The 16954-nt window shown below is 71.6% G+C and carries 20 protein-coding genes; 10 read left to right on the top strand and 10 right to left on the bottom strand.

Annotated elements, in window-relative coordinates; translation table 11 throughout:
• Positions 1 to 4 precede the first annotated feature (4 nt).
• Positions 5 to 595: a GtrA family protein gene (locus LQ51_RS00095; protein WP_197087481.1), complete on the top strand. Its 591-nt coding sequence runs from the start codon at positions 5 to 7 to the stop codon at positions 593 to 595.
• Between the two features lie 63 nt (positions 596 to 658).
• Entirely contained in the window at positions 659 to 1363 is a 705-nt protein-coding gene (locus tag LQ51_RS00090; RefSeq protein WP_046562610.1) for a GtrA family protein, read from the top strand.
• Positions 1364 to 1532: 169 nt separating this feature from the next.
• Here the strand turns inward: LQ51_RS00090 and LQ51_RS00085 are convergent, their stop codons facing one another.
• Both LQ51_RS00085 and LQ51_RS00080 read right to left on the bottom strand, forming a co-directional pair.
• Positions 1533 to 2105 carry a PH domain-containing protein gene (locus LQ51_RS00085; RefSeq protein ID WP_046562609.1) on the bottom strand — a complete coding sequence of 191 codons (573 nt, stop codon included), beginning with the start codon at positions 2103 to 2105 and terminating at the stop codon, positions 1533 to 1535.
• Between the two features lie 206 nt (positions 2106 to 2311).
• Complete coding sequence (locus tag LQ51_RS00080; protein WP_046562512.1) at positions 2312 to 3187, bottom strand: biotin--[acetyl-CoA-carboxylase] ligase; 876 nt, start codon at positions 3185 to 3187, stop codon at positions 2312 to 2314.
• Between the two features lie 97 nt (positions 3188 to 3284).
• On the opposite strand from LQ51_RS00080, the gene LQ51_RS00075 reads away from it, so the two are divergent.
• Positions 3285 to 4868, top strand: coding sequence for an acyl-CoA carboxylase subunit beta (locus LQ51_RS00075; RefSeq protein ID WP_046562511.1), 1584 nt, complete (start codon positions 3285 to 3287; stop codon positions 4866 to 4868).
• 49 nt (positions 4869 to 4917) lie between these two features.
• Here the strand turns inward: LQ51_RS00075 and LQ51_RS00070 are convergent, their stop codons facing one another.
• From LQ51_RS00070 to LQ51_RS00055, 4 genes are all read right to left on the bottom strand, one after another.
• The gene (locus tag LQ51_RS00070) at positions 4918 to 5787 is read right to left on the bottom strand and encodes a hypothetical protein (RefSeq protein WP_046562510.1); all 870 of its coding nucleotides are present in this window, start codon (positions 5785 to 5787) and stop codon (positions 4918 to 4920) included.
• Complete coding sequence (locus LQ51_RS00065) at positions 5780 to 6280, bottom strand: SigE family RNA polymerase sigma factor (protein WP_046562509.1); 501 nt, start codon at positions 6278 to 6280, stop codon at positions 5780 to 5782. Before LQ51_RS00065 ends, LQ51_RS00070 begins: the two co-directional genes overlap by 8 nt.
• A 64-nt stretch (positions 6281 to 6344) precedes the next feature.
• Positions 6345 to 7328, bottom strand: coding sequence for a ketopantoate reductase family protein (locus tag LQ51_RS00060; RefSeq protein WP_046562508.1), 984 nt, complete (start codon positions 7326 to 7328; stop codon positions 6345 to 6347).
• 126 nt (positions 7329 to 7454) lie between these two features.
• Positions 7455 to 8198 carry a M50 family metallopeptidase gene (locus tag LQ51_RS00055; protein WP_046562507.1) on the bottom strand — a complete coding sequence of 248 codons (744 nt, stop codon included), beginning with the start codon at positions 8196 to 8198 and terminating at the stop codon, positions 7455 to 7457.
• 100 nt (positions 8199 to 8298) lie between these two features.
• Here LQ51_RS00055 and LQ51_RS00050 point away from each other — a divergent pair, with 100 nt between their 5' ends.
• Together LQ51_RS00050 and LQ51_RS00045 are read left to right on the top strand one after the other, a co-directional pair.
• Positions 8299 to 8859, top strand: coding sequence for a Uma2 family endonuclease (locus LQ51_RS00050; protein WP_082159199.1), 561 nt, complete (start codon positions 8299 to 8301; stop codon positions 8857 to 8859).
• 129 nt (positions 8860 to 8988) lie between these two features.
• Positions 8989 to 9741, top strand: a complete 753-nt coding sequence (locus LQ51_RS00045; protein WP_046562506.1) for a GH25 family lysozyme — start codon at positions 8989 to 8991, stop codon at positions 9739 to 9741.
• A gap of 72 nt (positions 9742 to 9813) precedes the next feature.
• Here the strand turns inward: LQ51_RS00045 and LQ51_RS00040 are convergent, their stop codons facing one another.
• Both LQ51_RS00040 and LQ51_RS00035 read right to left on the bottom strand, forming a co-directional pair.
• Positions 9814 to 10044 carry a hypothetical protein gene (locus LQ51_RS00040; protein ID WP_046562505.1) on the bottom strand — a complete coding sequence of 77 codons (231 nt, stop codon included), beginning with the start codon at positions 10042 to 10044 and terminating at the stop codon, positions 9814 to 9816.
• A gap of 88 nt (positions 10045 to 10132) precedes the next feature.
• Complete coding sequence (locus tag LQ51_RS00035) at positions 10133 to 12085, bottom strand: serine/threonine-protein kinase (RefSeq protein WP_046562504.1); 1953 nt, start codon at positions 12083 to 12085, stop codon at positions 10133 to 10135.
• 91 nt (positions 12086 to 12176) lie between these two features.
• On the opposite strand from LQ51_RS00035, the gene LQ51_RS00030 reads away from it, so the two are divergent.
• Both LQ51_RS00030 and LQ51_RS00025 read left to right on the top strand, forming a co-directional pair.
• A complete protein-coding gene (locus tag LQ51_RS00030; protein ID WP_046562503.1) occupies positions 12177 to 12386 on the top strand; it encodes an acyl-CoA carboxylase subunit epsilon in 210 nt (69 codons plus the stop codon).
• 91 nt (positions 12387 to 12477) lie between these two features.
• Entirely contained in the window at positions 12478 to 12930 is a 453-nt protein-coding gene (locus LQ51_RS00025) for a hypothetical protein (RefSeq protein ID WP_046562502.1), read from the top strand.
• A 161-nt stretch (positions 12931 to 13091) separates the two neighbouring features.
• Here the strand turns inward: LQ51_RS00025 and LQ51_RS34435 are convergent, their stop codons facing one another.
• Positions 13092 to 13472, bottom strand: coding sequence for a hypothetical protein (locus LQ51_RS34435; protein WP_156312931.1), 381 nt, complete (start codon positions 13470 to 13472; stop codon positions 13092 to 13094).
• Positions 13473 to 14350: 878 nt separating this feature from the next.
• Positions 14351 to 14590 carry a hypothetical protein gene (locus tag LQ51_RS33605; protein ID WP_231605114.1) on the bottom strand — a complete coding sequence of 80 codons (240 nt, stop codon included), beginning with the start codon at positions 14588 to 14590 and terminating at the stop codon, positions 14351 to 14353.
• Here LQ51_RS33605 and LQ51_RS00015 point away from each other — a divergent pair.
• From LQ51_RS00015 to LQ51_RS00005, 3 genes are read left to right on the top strand one after another with little or no spacing between them, the layout of a single operon-like run.
• Positions 14471 to 15427 carry a S8 family serine peptidase gene (locus LQ51_RS00015; protein ID WP_231605112.1) on the top strand — a complete coding sequence of 319 codons (957 nt, stop codon included), beginning with the start codon at positions 14471 to 14473 and terminating at the stop codon, positions 15425 to 15427. The genes LQ51_RS33605 and LQ51_RS00015 overlap by 120 nt on opposite strands.
• A gap of 10 nt (positions 15428 to 15437) precedes the next feature.
• Positions 15438 to 16094, top strand: coding sequence for a Maf family protein (locus tag LQ51_RS00010; RefSeq protein ID WP_046562499.1), 657 nt, complete (start codon positions 15438 to 15440; stop codon positions 16092 to 16094).
• 9 nt (positions 16095 to 16103) lie between these two features.
• Entirely contained in the window at positions 16104 to 16757 is a 654-nt protein-coding gene (locus tag LQ51_RS00005) for an O-methyltransferase (RefSeq protein WP_046562498.1), read from the top strand.
• Positions 16758 to 16954 lie beyond the last annotated feature (197 nt).

Raw genomic sequence — 16954 nt, 5'->3', positions numbered from 1 at the left:
GTCGGTGTTACCGCTCCCACGAGCGTCAAACCGGTACTCTCTGCGAGTGGCCGCCACGATGACCCGGAACCGGACGGTGCCGCCGCGGACCCGTCGGGGGCCGCTCGGCGCGCTGCTCGACCGCTTCGGCCATCTGATCCACGAGATGAGCAAGTTCGCCACCGTGGGCGGGCTCGCCTTCCTCGTCGACTTCGCACTCTTCAACTACCTGGCCAGCGTCCGGCACGTGCCGCCGGTCGCGGCGAAGACGATCGCCACGGTCGTCGCGGCGACCGTCGCGTTCCTCGGCAACCGGTTCTGGACCTGGCGGCACCGCCAGCGCTCCCACCCGGCCCGGGAGTACGCCCTCTTCTTCTTCTTCAACGGCGTGGGTCTCGGCATCGCCGTGGGCTGCCTCGCCGTCAGCCGCTACGGGCTGGGCGCCCTCTGGCCGGGGGTGTTCCAGACCCCACTGGCCGACAACATCGCCAGCTTCGTTGTCGGCACCGGCCTCGGGACGCTGTTCCGATTCTGGTCGTACCGGCGGTTCGTTTTCGTCGAGGCGGGAACACCCGCCGTTCCGGCACCGAGCCACGACCGGAAGTCCGGGGCGTGACCAACCGCCCACTCCGTCCCGCCGGGCCGAGACGGCCCTGCCCGCTGCCCTAAGGTGTTCCGCATGCCTCTTGTCCGTCTGCTGCCCGAGCGCTGGCAGAAGTTCGTCCACGAGGCGCTCAAATTCGGCATCGTCGGCGGCATCAACACCGTCATCAATTACGCGGTGTTCAATGCGCTGGCACTCACGGTTTTCCGCGACGGCCAACTCAAGGCGACCGTCATCGCGACGATCATCGCGACGATCACGTCATATCTGATGAACCGACACTGGACGTACCGGGATCGCCCGAAATCGGCGCTGAAGCGGGAGTACGTCCTATTTTTCGTGTTCAACGCCACGGGCCTGGTGATCGAGCTGGGCGTACTCGCGGCGGCGAAGTACGGCCTCGGCGTGACCAGCCTGCTGATGCTGAACGTCGCGAAGACCGGCGGCGTCCTGCTGGCCACCCTGTTCCGCTTCTGGTCCTACCGGACCTTCGTCTTCCAGCCGGTGCCGCAGCACGCCGAGGAGACCTGGCACAGCATCCCGCGTGACGAGTGGGACAACGTGGCCGAGCTGGACCCGGTGGCGGAGCTGGCCGAGTCGGTCAGCGAGTTGGAGGAGACCGAGCCCCGTCCCGGCACCCGACCGGAACGGATCGGCGACCGGCGCGACTACGCGCCCCCGCAGGGCCGCCCGGCATCGGCGGACGCGCTGGGCCGCGCCTTCAAAGCCGACCTCACCATCGAACTCCAACCCATCCCACCCCACCTTCCCCGCCACTGACCCTGCCCCGCTCTGCCGGCCCAGCCCCAGCGATCACGAAGTTGTTGCCCGCAGCCGGGGATGCCGGGACAACAACTTCGTGATCAACGCGGCGGCGCCGGGGGTGGCAGGTGAGGGGCCGCAGCAAGCCGGCCAGCCCTGCCCCAACCAGTGGGAAAGTGGGTGGGGGTTAGGCGGAGGGGTCGCGGAGGGGTTTGCCGTCGCGCATGTCGGCGAGGATCTCCCGCATCTCGCCGTCGCCGAGGCTGTGCTTGTCGTGGTGGGCCTCGACGAGTTCGTAGAGCTTCGTCTGCACCCGGTCCACGCCCGGCACGTCGTTGAGCACCGACTGGCCCCGCTCGCCGGCCGACTCGATGGTCAGCGTGCCGCAGCCCAGCAGCCGCTCCACGAACTTCTGGTGCATGGAGTGGTCGTTGATCCGGGTCAGCGGCAGGTCCCGCCGGTTGCGGGAGAAGACACCCTCCTGCAACAGCACCCGCTCGTTGGTGAAGAGGTAGTGGGTGGTGCGCCAGATCAGGAACGGCCACAGGCCGAGCCAGAGCACCAGCACCAGGCCGAGCGCGGCGATCACGTAGAGCGCGATCGTGCCGCCGTCGCCCGCCGGCAGCAGGGCCCAGCCGGCGACCACCGCCGCGACGGCGAGCACCAGCACCAGGATCGGCCGGATCAGGGCCTTCCAGTGCGGGTGCAGGTGCAACACGACGTGCTCGTCCTCGGTGAGCACGTCTTCAGGGAACGCCACGGGAACCTCCTCGCAGAACAGGACGCGCTGACCGTAACCGGTCGGCGCACCCCGGCGGATCAGCCGCGCGGCGGGTGTTGACGGCACCCGCCCGCCAGCGTGCAGCGGGTGTTGACGGCGCCCGCCACCGCTCGGCGGGTGTCGACGGCGCCCGTCCGGCACCGCTCGGCGGGTGTCGACGGTGGCCGGGCGGCCCGGCCGCACAGTCAGCGCAGGTGCAGCACGTCTCCGGCGGCGAGGCGCAGCTCCCCGGCCGGACCGTCGACCAGCAGCTGCCCGTCGGCGTCCACCCCGGTGGCGGTGCCGTGCACCTCGCTGCCGTCCGGCAGGAGCACCCGGACCTGGCGGCCGACGGTGGCGCAGGCCGCCACGTACGCGTCCCGCAGGCCGCTGGTCACCGCGTCGCCGCCGGCGTCGCGCCAGCGGTCGTACCAGTCGGCGACGGCGCGGAGCAGGGCCCGCAGCAGCGGGTCCCGGTCGGTGGCCGCGGCCCCGGCGAGCTGGAGCGAGGTGGCCGGCAGCCCGGTCGGGTTCTCCGGCAGCTCGTCGGCGCGGAGCGTGACGTTCAGGCCGATGCCCACCACGACGGCGGGGGGCTGGGTCGGGGAGCCGCCCGGCACCGCCTCGGCGAGCACCCCGGCGCACTTGGCGCCGTCGATGAGCAGGTCGTTCGGCCATTTCAGCCGGGCGTCCAGCTCGGCCAGCCGGGCCACCGCCTCGACCAGCGCGACCCCGGCGAGCAGCGGGAGCCAGCCGTACCCCGAGGGCGGCACGGGTGACCAGCCGCGCTCGGCGACGGCCTCGCCGGGCCGGAGCAGGACGCTGGTCGCGAGGCCGGCCCGCGGCGGCGACTGCCAGACCCGGCCGCGCCGGCCCCGCCCGGCGGTCTGCCGCTCGGCGACCAGCACGAGGCCCTCCGCCGCACCGGTCTGCGCCGCCGCGACCACGTCGGCGTTGGTCGAGCCGGTCTCGGCGACCAGCTCCAGGCGGCGCCAGGGCCCGTACGGGGCGACCAGCGCGCGCCGCAGCCGGGCCGCGGACAGCGGCGGACGGTCCAGATCGGTGTACGGCGAGCCGGGCATCCCGCCAGCCTACGGCCCGCCGGCGGTCGGGTCGGTCGGAAGCGGGTGAGGCGCACTGCACAGCGGCGTCCTGGTGAACCATCGTTATATTCCCTGGGTGACTACCGAGACCGGGATCAACATCCACACGACGGCCGGGAAGCTGGCGGACCTGGACCGTCGGGTCGACGAGGCGGTGCACGCCGGGTCGGCCCGTGCGGTCGAGAAGCAGCACGCGCGGGGCAAGCGGACCGCCCGCGAGCGGATCGAGATGCTGCTCGACGAGGGTTCCTTCGTCGAGCTGGACGGGTTGGCCCGGCACCGGTCCACCAACTTCGGGCTGGAGCGGACCCGCCCGTACGGCGACGGCGTGGTGACCGGCTACGGCACCGTGGACGGCCGGCAGGTCTGCGTCTTCGCGCAGGACTTCACGGTCTTCGGCGGCTCGCTGGGCGAGGTCTTCGGCGAGAAGATCGTCAAGGTGATGGACCTGGCCATGAAGATCGGCTGCCCGGTCGTCGGCATCAACGACTCCGGCGGCGCGCGGATCCAGGAGGGGGTCGCCTCGCTCGGCCTCTACGGCGAGATCTTCTTCCGCAACGTGCGGGCCAGCGGCGTCATCCCGCAGATTTCCCTGATCATGGGACCGTGCGCGGGTGGCGCGGTCTACTCGCCGGCCGTCACCGACTTCACCGTGATGGTCGACCAGACCTCGCACATGTTCATCACCGGTCCCGACGTGATCAAGACGGTCACCGGCGAGGACGTCGGCATGGAGGAGCTGGGCGGCGCCCGGACCCACAACTCGCGCAGCGGCAACGCGCACTACCTCGGCACCGACGAGGAGGACGCGATCGAGTACGTCAAGGCGCTGCTGTCGTACCTGCCGTCGAACAACCTGGACGAGCCGCCGGTCTTCGACGCTGACGCGGAGCTCGACATCACGGACGAGGACCGGGCGCTGGACACCCTCATCCCGGACTCGGCCAACCAGCCGTACGACATCCACCGGGTCATCGAGCACGTCCTCGACGACGGCGAGTTCCTGGAGGTCCAGCCGCTCTACGCGCAGAACCTCGTGGTCGGCTTCGGCCGGGTGGAGGGACGCCCGGTGGGGGTGGTCGCCAACCAGCCGATGCACTTCGCGGGCACGCTGGACATCGCCGCGTCGGAGAAGGCGGCCCGCTTCGTGCGGACCTGTGACGCGTTCAACATCCCGGTGCTGACCTTCGTGGACGTGCCCGGCTTCCTGCCCGGCACCGGGCAGGAGTGGGACGGCATCATCCGCCGCGGCGCGAAGCTCATCTACGCGTACGCCGAGGCCACCGTCCCGAAGGTCACCGTGATCACCCGCAAGGCCTACGGCGGCGCGTACGACGTGATGGGCTCCAAGCACCTCGGTGCGGACCTGAACTTCGCCTGGCCGACCGCGCAGATCGCGGTGATGGGTGCGCAGGGCGCGGTGAACATCCTCTACCGCTCGGAGCTGACCAACGCCGAGGACCCGGCCGCCGTCCGGGCCGAGAAGATCGCCGAGTACGAGGACACCCTGGCCAACCCGTACATCGCCGCCGAGCGTGGCTACGTCGACGCGGTGATCCCGCCGCACGAGACCCGGGTGCAGATCGTCCGGGCGCTGCGGGTGCTGCGCAGCAAGCGCGAGACGCTGCCGCCGAAGAAGCACGGCAACATCCCGCTGTAGCGGATGCCGTCGAGGCCCGCGCCGGACGTCCGGCGCGGGCCTCGGCGCGTCAGCAGGGTGGGCTGGTGATGGCGCACATCCGGGTTGCGGCGGTGCGGCCGAGGGCGCGGAGTTCGTCGCCGTCCACCAGCGGTACGGACCGGTTGCGCACGCCCCCCTGCGGGGCGAGCACGGTGACCAGATCCCCGACCTGCACGACCGCGCGCAGATCCTCGCCGGCCGTCGGCTGCACGACCTGCGGGCTCGGCGCGGGTGCCTCGGTGTGCCGCAGCAGCATCGAGCGGTCGCCGGCGAAGTCCCGCTCCACCACCTGCCAACTGTGCTGGATGGACACCGTTCCGCTGAGCCCGTCCCGCTCCGCCGGGGTCGTCTGCCGCCAGCTGGCGCAGGCCCGCACATACCGGTCGAGGTCGGCGAAGACCTGCGCAGAGCCGGCCCGCCCCATCCGGTACACGTCCTGGGCGAGGACCGGCAGCCCGCCGGTGCCGTCCTGGCCCGACGCCGATGCCTGGAGCAGATTGCGTGACCGCGAGTAGCGCGACGTCACCAGCTCCAGCGGCACCCCGTTCGCCTTGGCGCACGTCTCCAGCAGCGGGTCGACCCGTACCGGCTCGCCGAGGCCGATGTCACCGAGCTGGATGTTGGCGCGCACCGGCAGGTCGCTCCCGGACAGCAGCACGATCGAGGGGAGTTCGGCCCCTGGGGAATCAAACCCGCTCATCGGGCCGGCGACCGTGGGCGCCGGGTCGGGACGGGCGGCCACCGCCACGGCCGACGACGCGACAGCCAGTACGGCTATCGCGGTCGCCGCGGCCGTACGCCGGCTCCGCCGCCGGGCCCGGGCCCGGAGTTCCGCGGGCTCGGCCCAGCGGACCCGCCGCAGGTCCCGGCTCACCAGGTCGACGAATTCGTCACGCATCGGCGGCGTCCTCCAGCTCCACGACTTTGAGCAGCCCGGCGAGCGCGGCGCGCCCCCGGGACAGCCGGGCCTTCACCGTGCCGACCGGGGCGTCGGTCTCCCGGGCCACCTCGGCCACCGGCATGCCGAGCAGGTAGTACAGGGCGATGGCGACGCGCTGCTCCTCGGGCAGCTGGCGCAGCGCCGCCACCACCTCCAGCGTGTCGGTGCCGGGGCCTGGAACGCTCTCGTCCGCACCGTGCCGCAGGTACGCCCGGGCCCGGCTGCGCAGGCTGCGCCAGCGGCTCACCGCGATCCGGCTGGCCACCACCCGCACCCACGCCTCGGGGTCGTCGTACCGGCACACCGTCGACCAGCGCTGCCAGGCCCGGATGTACGCCTCCTGCACAGCGTCCTGGGCCTCCGCCAGGTTGCCGGTGAGGACGTAGACGACGCCGAGCAGCCGCTGCCGGGTGTCCCGGTAGAACTCGTCGAACCCGTCGGCGTCCGGCACCCTGTTACCTCCCCCGTTGCACGTCGCCGGAGAGACGCCTGGCGGGACCGGTGCGGTTGCCCGCTCAGCCGATCATTTTTTCCAGTTCGGCGCGGGGGAACTCGCCGGCCGCGATCCGTTCGCGCACGGCCCGGCGGACGGCGGCCTGCACGGCGGCGTTGGCCGGCGTCGGCACCCCGTGCAGCCGGCCGAGCAGCACGATCTCGCCGTTGAGGTGGTCGGCCTCGGCGGATCCGGCGCCCCGGGCCAGACTCTGCCAGGTCGAGCCGCCGGCCCGCTGCCCGCCGTCGACCGGCCGGTGCTGGACCCGGTCGCCTCGCTCGGCGGCCTCCTCTTCCGGGGTGGTGTGCGGGATGCCCGCGGCGGCCAGCGCGGCCTCCCCCTCGGCGCGTACCCGGGCGGCCAGCGGGGCGGGGATGTCCCGGCCAAGCAGCGCCTGCAACCCGTTGCCGAGGTTGCCGAGCAGCTTGCCGTACTTCCAGCGCAGCACGTCGTCGCGGACCGGGGCGACGAAGCCGGCGGCGGTCAGGTCGGCGGCGACGGCCCGGCTGGTGTCGTCGGAGCCGGACGGGTAGCGGCCCAGGTGCAGCATGCCGGGATGCGGGTACCCGTTGGCGACCACCACCCCGGGTTCCAGGTGGGTGGCGGGCAACCAGACGCAGACCGGGTGCACCCGGGCGAAGAGGCGCAGCGCGGCGCGTTCGTTGGCGACGCCGTTCTGGGCCAGGACGATCGGCAGCCGCTCACCCGCCGTGCCACCGCCCTCGACCGGGGTGTCCACCCAGGTGGCCAGCGCGGCCTCGGTGTCCTGCGACTTGACGGTCAGCACCAGCACGGTGTCGGCGGGCAACGGCCGGTCGCCGGGCCCGGCCACCGCCGGCAGCCGGCCGGTCCGCGGGCCGTCGGGCGTACGCAGGGTCAGGCCGCGCGCCCGGATCGCGTTCAGGTGTGCGCCGCGGGCCACCAGCGTGACGTCCCGGCCGGCGTCAGCCAGCCGTACGCCGATGGTGCCGCCGACCGCGCCCGCCCCGATGATCAGATACCGCATCCGTCCGATTCTGCCCGGCTTCTTCTGCCCGGCTCCTTCTGCCCGGCTCCTTCTGCCCGGCTCCTTCTGCCCGGCTCCTTCTGCCCGGCTCCGGCGCGGGGCCGCCCCGGGGCCCGGCCTCCGCGCTCAGCCGGTCAACCCGGCGTCGGTGAGGATCGGTCCGGCGAGCAGCAGCGCGCCGACGGCCAGCGCGGCGATGCTGAATAGCAGGAACACGCCCACCCAGAAGAGCGGCGGGAACGGGGTGAGCCGGGCGAGCTGGTCGGCGTCGGACTCCGGCATCCGCCCCCGGCTGCGCAACCGTTGCAGCTCGATCACCGGGCGTACGCCGCCGAACAGCAGGAACCAGACCGACGTCCAGGCGAAGGCGGCCTGCACCTGCGGCGACGCGTACCAGGAGACGGCGAGCACCACGCCGCCGGTGACCAGCAGGGAGAGCACCCCGAAGACGTTGCGGATCAGCACCAGCATGGCCAGCAGCAGGGCCACCGCGAGCCAGAGCAGCAGGGTGATCCGGTTGCCGGCGAGCAGCCAGGCCCCGCCCAGGCCGAGCAGCGCGGGCGCCACGTAGCCGGCGAGCAGGGTGAGGATCATCCCGGGCCCGGTGGGGCGCCCGGCGGAGAGGGTCAGCCCGGAGGTGTCCGAGTGCAGCCGGATGCCGCGCAGCTTCCGCCCGGTGAGGAGCGCGACCAGCGCGTGGCCGCCCTCGTGGGCGATGGTCACCGCGTTGCGGGCGATCCGCCAGGGCAGCCGGGTGGCGACGACCGCGACCGCGACCACCGCGGTGAGCAGGACCAGCAGCGGCGGTGGGTCGGGCTGCGCGGCCAGCAAGGTGTCCCAGATCGTGCGCAGGCCGTCGAGGAGGGGCATGAGCCGGGAGCCTACCCGGCGAACCGGTGTCGCTCCGGAGCCAGCGGCTCGTATGGTGTGAGACTGATCGGGTGGCGGTCGGAACGGGAGGTGAACGCCGGTGAGTGCAGCTCCGCTGGAGCCCTTCGCGCACCACGTCGGCCTCTGGACCGAGGCCGACTACCTCGCCCTGGGCGAGACGCCGGACCGGATCGAACTGCTCGACGGGAGCCTGATCGTGAGCCCTGCCCCGAGCCGACGGCACCAGCGGGTGGCACGACGACTGGCGAACAGCATCGAGGCGGCAGCGGAGTCGGAAGGACTCTCGGTCTACGACGCGATCAACGTCCGGCTCGGGGTCGACCGCATCGTCATTCCGGACCTCGTGGTCACGGACGCCGACGACGAAGGCACGTACCTCGACGCAAACCGGGTGTTCCTCGTCGGTGAAATCGTGTCGCCAGGTAATGCTGCCGCCGACCGCCTGCTCAAGATGCAGCTCTACGCCATCGCCCGGATCCCGTGGTACCTGCTCGTAGAGCAGGACGGCGACAGCCACTCGTTGCGGCTGCACCGGCTGGACGGGGAACACTACGTCGAGGACCGGGTCGCCAAGGCCGGTGAGACCTTGCACATGGCCGAGCCCTTCCGCTGGTCGCTGGACCCGGGCGCCCTCCGCTGAGCCAACTCCCGGTGCGGCCCCGCCGACATCACGACGACCTTCTATGAAAATTTCTTTAAGGCCCCTTGCGATCTAGGGCAGTTACCTCCAAAGATAGGCGTCAATCATTTGACGTCCCTGGAGGCATCAATGGCCCACCCCCGACTCTCCGTACGCCGGCTGCTCGCCACCGGCCTCACCGTCGCCGCCACCGCGGCCGCGGCCCTCGTCGCCACGGCCGGACCGGCCGCCGCCGCGACCACCCCTGGCATCGACGTCTCGCACTACCAGGGCTCGATCAACTGGACCAGCGTGCGGAACGCGGGCATCCAGTTCGCCTACATCAAGGCCACCGAGGGCACCAGCTACAAGGACTCGGCCTTCAACGCCAACTACGTGAACGCCTACAACGCCGGCGTGATCCGCGGCGCGTACCACTTCGCCCGGCCGAACATCTCCGGCGGCGCGGCCCAGGCCGATTACCTGGCCAGCAACGGCGGCGCCTGGTCGGCGGACAGCCGCACCCTGCCGGCCGCCCTCGACCTGGAGGCGAACCCGTACAGCGGTGGCTACTGCTACGGCAAGACCACGTCGGCCATGCGGACCTGGATCAGCGACTTCCTCAGCCGCTACAAGGCCCGCACCTCCCGGTACGCGGTCATCTACACCACCACCAGCTGGTGGAACCAGTGCACCGGCAGCTGGTCCGCGCCGTGGGCCAACCACCCGCTCTGGGTCGCTCGCTGGGCCAGCTCGGCGGGCACCCTGCCGGCCGGCGCCCCGGTCTGGAGCTTCTGGCAGTACACCTCCAGCGGCTCGGTCTCCGGGATCAGCGGCAACGTGGACCGCAACTACTGGAACGGTGACCGGAGCCGCCTGATCGCCCTGGCGAACAACACCTGAGCTACCCCGACACAGCGCTCGGCGGCAGCGGGACCTCGGTCCGGCTGCCGCCGTTGTCGTCTGCGTGCGCGGTCAGGCCCGGCGTCGCGAGGCGGTCGGCACGGACACCGCGCCCCGCCCGGTCAGGGTGGTCCGGCGGGCCAGCCGCCAGCCCGCCACCCCCGCGACGACGAGGGCCACGACACCGATCGCCGCCACCAGCGCGGAGATGCCGGCGCTCACCAGCAGCAGGACGACGTCCCCGAGCGCGACCAGCATCCACAGCGCCAGCCGGGGCCCGGTGTCCCTGTGTCGGTAACGCATGTCGTACCTCCTTCCGTCGTCACGGGTCCAGTACCCCGTACGGCGCAAGGCCATGCGAATCAGTTTCGCGGCAGTGGGATTCCCCAGCTCAGTCCTGCCGGTCCGGCTGGAAGCCCTTGGTGATGTTCGCCCAGTTGCCCAGGTTGGCGTCCCAGTCGCTCGCCGGAACCTCCCAGCGCAGCGCGTAGCCCCGGTTGCTGGCGGTGGCCATGCCGCGGTTGCGGACGTGGATCCGGGCGCCGCTCCGTGTCTCCAGCCAGTCCCAGTCCGCGCAGGTCCGGTACGCGTCACAGGGGGTGATGCTGAGGTACTGGTAGTTTCGGACGTAGTTGTGCCGGTACGGTTCCTTGCTCTTCCAGTCCGCGTAGGCATCCTTCTCCGGCGAGCTGGTCCACTGGACATAGAGCCGGCGCAGCCCGTTGGGCTCGCTGAAGGTCACCGAGTTGTTTCCGTTGCTGCTGCGCCACCCGGCCGGCAGCGGGACCCGGAAACCGTTCGGGCCCTTGTAATAGGTCCAGCCGGCCGGCAGCGCGAACCCGGTGGCGGACGGGGCCACCGAGGGGGTCTGGCTGGGCGCGGCGCTGGTCGGGGCGGCCGAGCTGGATGCGGCCCCCGAGGCGTCACCGGTCGGGCCCGGAGGCGCGGCCGAAGCGGCCGAGGTCGGGGCGGAGGGCTGTCCACCGCCCTGTTCGCCGTCGCCGCGGTTGAGCAGCGGCACCGCCACCGCCAGGCCCACCAGCACCAACGCGACCAGCGCGCCGATCAGCAGGTTGCGCCGGTTGCGCTCCGGCTTCGTACCGGGGATGACCGCGGCCCGGCCGGACGACGGCGCCGGACTGACCGGCTCCGCCAGGACCGACGTCGGGTTCTTCGGCGGCTGCGGCGGCGCGGCCGGCACCGGCGTGCCGTCCAGCCGCGTCTCGGCCAGGGCCGCGACGGCGTCGTCCGCCGGGGCCTCGACGGCGGCGGGCGCGGCGGACCGGTCGAGCTTCGTGGTCGGCTCGGCCGGCGGCGGAGTCACCTTGGCCGTGGCGGCGGACTGCGCCACCGGGCCGGCGGCGGCAGCGGCGGCCGTACCCGGCGCGAACGCGGCCGGCTTGGCCGGCCGCTCGACGGACCCGTCGGCGGGGCGCGGCGCGGGCACCAGCGGCGGGCGCGGCTCGCGCGGACCGTTCGGCCCCGGCCGGCGTACGCCGTCCCGCAGCGAGATGCTCTTCGCGCGCCGCCCGCCGGCCTTGCGCAGCAGGCGCTCCGCCACCTCGGCGTTGATCCGCTCGGCCGGGTCCTTGCGGAGCAGTCCCTGCAGCACCGGCTTGAGCGGACCGGCGTTCTTCGGCGGCGGCAGCGGCTCGGTGGCCAGCGCCGCCAGCGTGGCGATCGCCGACGGCCGGGCGTACGGCGACTTGCCCTCCACGGCCGCGTAGAGGGTCGCGCCCAGCGACCAGAGGTCGGCCTCCGGGCCCGCCGTGCCGTCCCGCGCCCGCTCCGGCGCGATGTACGCCGGCGAGCCCAGCACCATGCCGGTGCGGGTCACGTTCGGGTCACCGGGGATGGTGGCCAGGCCGAAGTCGGTGAGCACCACCCGGCCGTCGTCGCCGAGCAGCACGTTGCCCGGCTTCACGTCGCGGTGCATGACGCCGGCCTTGTGGGCGGCCTTCAAGGCGCCCAGCACGCCGAGGCCGATCTGGACCGCCTTCGCCGCCGACACCGGCCCGTCCTCGGCGATGGTGTCCTGCAGCGACTTCGACGGCACGTACTCCATCACGATCCACGGATCGCCGTCGGTGCGCAGCACGTCGAAGATGCGGACCACGTTGACGTTGTTGAGCCGGGCGATGGCCCGGGCCTCCCGCAGCGAACGTTCCCGCATCTCCCGCCGCTCCTCGGGGGTGAGGCTGGGCGGCGGGACGAGTTCCTTGATGGCCACGTCCCGGTGCAGGACCTCGTCCCGCGCCTTCCACACCCGACCCATGCCGCCCTGGCCGAGCGGCGACAGAAGCCGGTACCGGTCGGCGACGAGTTGGGGAAGCGCGTCAGACATCGCAGAGACGGTACCCGCCAGCTCCGACCGTCACACCGCCGGCACGCCACTGTGCGGCGAAGGTCAAGTTCTGGACGCGTACCCTGGGGTCATGTCTGCCGATGAGCCGCTGTTCCGGATCGTCCGCGGGGTGCCCACCGCCGAGGAGCTGGCCGCCCTCGTCGGCGCGATCATGGTGCGGACCCGGCCGGCCACGGCCGCGCCGGCGGCGGTGTCGCACTGGGCCCGCAGCGCCCGCCCGGCCGCCGCGACGCCCGTCGCCGGCCCGGGCGCGTGGCGCGCCTCCGCCCTCCCCCGCTGACCCTTTTCCCGGGGTACGCCCCCTGCCGGGATCCGCCGCGAGCCACTAATCTCACTCAGGGAAACGGCGCGGTGACGGGCAGGGAGGGTCGATGATCCCCGAGGAGAACGAACCGGCGGGCTGGCTACGCGGCTACGACGGCATCGAGGCCGACATCCGGCAGCTACGGGAGTTCGCCGACCGGCTCCAGGACGAGGTGACCCGCAACTACGCACCGCACCTGTCGTACATCGCCGACGACATGCGGGCGCGGATCCCCAACCCGGCCGACGCCTTCGTCGAGCTGGTGCAGTTCCTCCAGGCCCACCACGAGACGCAGACCGCCGCGGTGGAGATGGTGTGGGGCATGGTGCCCGCCACCGGCCGCCTCGCCGACGCCGCCGGCCTGATCGCCGCCAAGTACCAGCACTCCGACGCCTTCTCGGCGGCCCGGGTGGCCGATGTCCAGTGGGCCATGGCCGGACCGTCCACGATGGCGTCCCGCCCGGTGCCACCACTGCGCGACCCGACCGCGCCCGAGGAGGGCCCGGTGGCGCGGCCATGATCGAGCGGGGCAGCGGCCGCACCTCCGGCCTTACCGACTGGCAGCTCATGGACGTGCTCAGCATGTGGGCATGCGTCCAGGACCAGGACACCACCGGGCAGTGGAAACAGGTCGCCGGCTGGCGCAAAATCTGCGACCTCGCCCAGGCCCACCTCAGCCGCCTACGCGAATACCGGCGCGGCCTCGCCGAGGCGTGGCCGCCGGCGACCAACGCGGCCGCCCGGGCGTACCTCGCGGAACTGGACCAGCTCATCGACAAGGTCCAACGCACCCACGACGCCGCCGCCGCGAACTACGACGCGCTCGCCGCCGCCACCCGCGCCCTCGCCGGCGCCCGGGCCGAACTCAAGCCGCTGTACGACGAGTACGCCGCCAAGCTGAAGCAGAAGCAGGCGTACGAGGAGATCCTCGCCGACCCGAAGGCGGTAGCCGGCAGCCGCCTGCCGAACACGCCTCCGGTGACGGACGCCGACCTGGAGCGGTTGAACGGGCGGGCGCGCGGGCTGATGGCCGGGCTGAGCGGAGAACTCCAACAAGCCCAAGTGATGCTCCGCCAACCTCCTCCAATGCCGAAGGTGCCGCGGCAATCGGAGAACCGCGACTTGCACGAGAAGCCAACTCCGAACATTCCACCGATTGTCACTGTTCCGCTTCCGCCGCCCCCTGCTCCAAGGCGCATCCACACCGTCGCTAAAGCCAGCCCAGTCGCCCTTCCCTCTTCGCCAGGCGTTGGACCGGTACTTGGCAGTGCGGGCACTGGCCTTTCCGACCTTCCTACCCGCAACCCCAACCCGTCACCAGCCCAAGGCCCTCTGGCTCCATCGACAGGAACGTCGTCGCTGCCCGCGGTAATACCGCCGGCCGGCACCGCCGGCTCAAGCGGCCCTCCCTCACGCGGCAAGCCGAACCCACCACCGCCCCTATCTGCGAAAGGAGTGGGTGGCTATTCACCAAATCCTTCACCACGTTCACTTCCCGCAGGGGGACTAATCGGCGGAACTCCAGCCACCGGACTCCCACGGCCGAGTGAGGGAACGCCTGCCCGGCGAGTCAATCCTGTCGGAGGCGTCATCGGTGGAGGCGCGGCTGGTACTGCGCCCACTGGTAGCGCTGGCTCTCGTCCCAGAGGTGGGCGCGTTTGGGGAGTCGGCAGTATTCATAGCGGACCCCTCGGGGGGAGCCCGAGCTATCCGAGCTTGAATCCATGTCCATCGACGGATCACGCGAGAGAGAGCAGCAAGCAACAGCGATGGGATCCGGACAACCCATGGGAGACCGAGGAAGGAGTTGCGCCTATAGTTCTCCCGCCGAGTGACGATGGCCCCATTGACCCTGGTCCGGCAATCGGCTTTGGCCGACCATGAGAGGACTCGGGACCCTTCTCTTCATTAATCCACTCACGGTCGCAGCCCTGATCGCCTCAGTTGCAGGACCGGCCGTCGCGACCCACGCCGATATCGCCACTCGGGTTCGAGGGGAACAATGGCATTTGAGTTTTCTTCAGGCCGAAAAAGCTCACCAGATTAGCCGGGGAAGTGGCATTGTCGTCGCACTCCCAGACACCGGGGTTGACCCTCATCCGGATCTGCGACGAAATTTGCTCCATGGGCTTGACTTGACAAAACAAGGCGGCGACGGCTGGACCGACCGTGATAGCCACGGAACATCGATGGCCGGACTGATCGCGGCACATGGAGCAAGCCAAAGCAAGGGCGCCCTCGGCATTGCACCTGACGCGAAGATCCTACCGATTCGGTCCTCACTTGTTGATGGGAAAGGGGATACAGAGGAACTCGCAGCGAGTGTGGAGTGGGCGACAACGCATGGGGCAGACATCATCAGCATTTCCGCAGTGGCAGGCGCCAGCGTTCGTCTTCAGCGGGCAATACAGGGCGCACTTAAAGCAGATATTGTTGTCCTTGCCTCAGCCGGCAATAGGCCAGAGGACGCGCACGTCGGTTATCCAGCATCGGAGCCAGGAGTCATCGCGGTCGCCGGGGTCGACCGACATGGCGAACATGCGGCGGTGTCAGTGCCAGGGCCAGAGGTCGACATCGCGGCCCCTGCAGTCGGCGTGGTAAGTACCAGCTATGGGGGCAAGTACTCAAAAGGCACTGGGACGTCAGGTGCCACTGCCATCGTGGCGGGCGCTGCTGCGCTGATCCGTTCCAAGTACCCAGACCTCCCCGCCGAGGAGGTCGCCCACCGCCTCACGGCGACCGCGATCGACAAGGGCCCGCCGGGCCGCGACGACGAGTACGGCTACGGCGTCATCGATCTGGTCGCCGCGCTCACGGCGGACGTGCCTCCGTTGGGTTTCGAGTCGTCGGCCGTGACCCCGCCCGCGTCGCAACGGGCGCTGCCCGACGACGGTGATGACGGCGCGGCGGTACGCGGGCTGGCGACGTTGGGGGTGCTGGTGGCGGCCGGCGGTGGATATCTGGTGTGGCGCCGGCGTCGTCGTGCCGGCGATCCTCCGCCCCGGGTCAGCCGGTAGCGTCAAAGGCGTGTCGACTTCCCTGCCGTTGCGCCTCGTGCTCGCCTCGCAGAGTCCCGCCCGCCGCAAGCTGCTGCACGCCGCCGGGATCGAACCCGACGTGCTGGTGAGCGGGGTCGACGAGTCGCAGGTGGTCAGCGACCGGGCGGAGGATCTGTGCCTGGAGCTGGCCCGGCTGAAGGCGCAGGCGGTGCTGGGCCGGCTACGCCCGTCACCGGACGAGCGGACGCTGGTGCTCGGCTGTGACTCGGTGCTGGCGTTCGACGGGGAGATTCTCGGCAAGCCGGCCGACGCGGCGGACGCGACGCGGAGGTGGCGGCGGATGCGCGGCCGCAGCGGGGTGCTGCACACCGGGCACTGCCTGATTGACGTGGTGCACGAGGCGCGGGCGGAGGCGGTCGCCTCCACGACGGTGCACTTCGCGGACATCAGCGACGAGGAGATCGCCGCGTACGTGGCGACGGGCGAGCCGTTGGCGGTCGCGGGGGCGTTCACCATTGACGGGTTGGGCGGGCCGTTCCTGACCGGGATCGAGGGCGACCCGGGTACGGTGGTCGGCCTTTCTCTCCCGTTGCTGCGCACCCTGCTGGCCGAGCTGGGCCTCAACGTCACCGACCTGTGGACGAAGGTCGCGCCGGGGGGCCAGGAGATCGAGCATCTCGGCTAGGTTCCGGTCATGACCACAAAGCCGCTGCCGCTGACCCCGGAACTGCACGCCTACCTCGTGGCCCACGGTTCGGCCCCGGACGAGATCGTGCGTGACCTGGCCGAGGAGACCCAGGCGGCCCTGCCCGCTCAGGCCACCATGCAGGTCGCGCCGGAACAGGCCGCGTTTCTGACCTTCCTCACCCGGCTGCTCGGCGTACGGCAGGCGGTGGAGGTGGGCACCTTCACCGGGCTCTCTTCGCTGGCGATCGCCCGGGGGCTCGCCGAGGGTGGCCGGCTGACCTGCTTCGACATCTCGGAGGAGTACACCGGCGTGGCCCGGCGCTACTGGGCCCGGGCCGGAGTGCAGGACCGGATCGAGCTGCGTATCGGCCCGGCCGCCGAGACGCTGCGCGAGCTGCCGCGCGAGCGGTACCTGGACTTCGCGTTCATCGACGCGGACAAGGTGGGTTATCCGATCTACTGGGACGAGTTGGTGCCGCGGATGCGGCCGGGCGCGGTCATCGCGGTGGACAACACGTTGCGCGCCGGCCGGGTGCTCGCGCCGCAGAACGCCGACGACCGGGCCATCGCCGCGTTCAACGACGAGGTCCTCGCCGACGTCCGCGTCGACGTGGTGATGCTCCCCATCGCCGACGGAGTGACCCTCGCCCGCGTGCACTGAGCCCGACCGGGAGCGGCGCCGACCGCCGCGGGGCGCCGCTCCCCTCCAGCGGGATGCGGCATTCTGGGGCATCACACGGGCCGGAAGGCACGCTTTGCCGCCAGGCGGCGTGCGTCACGCGCTCGCCGCGGGGCACCGGCCACCCGCGCACAGCGCAAGGCCGGTGCCCCGCCTCAGAGAGTGTTGTGATACCTGGA

The sequence above is a fragment of the Micromonospora sp. HK10 genome, from assembly GCF_000982955.1.
Lineage (GTDB): Bacteria > Actinomycetota > Actinomycetes > Mycobacteriales > Micromonosporaceae > Micromonospora.
Note: the sequence above shows the minus strand (reverse complement) of the source record. Positions and strands in the feature narration are given on the sequence as shown.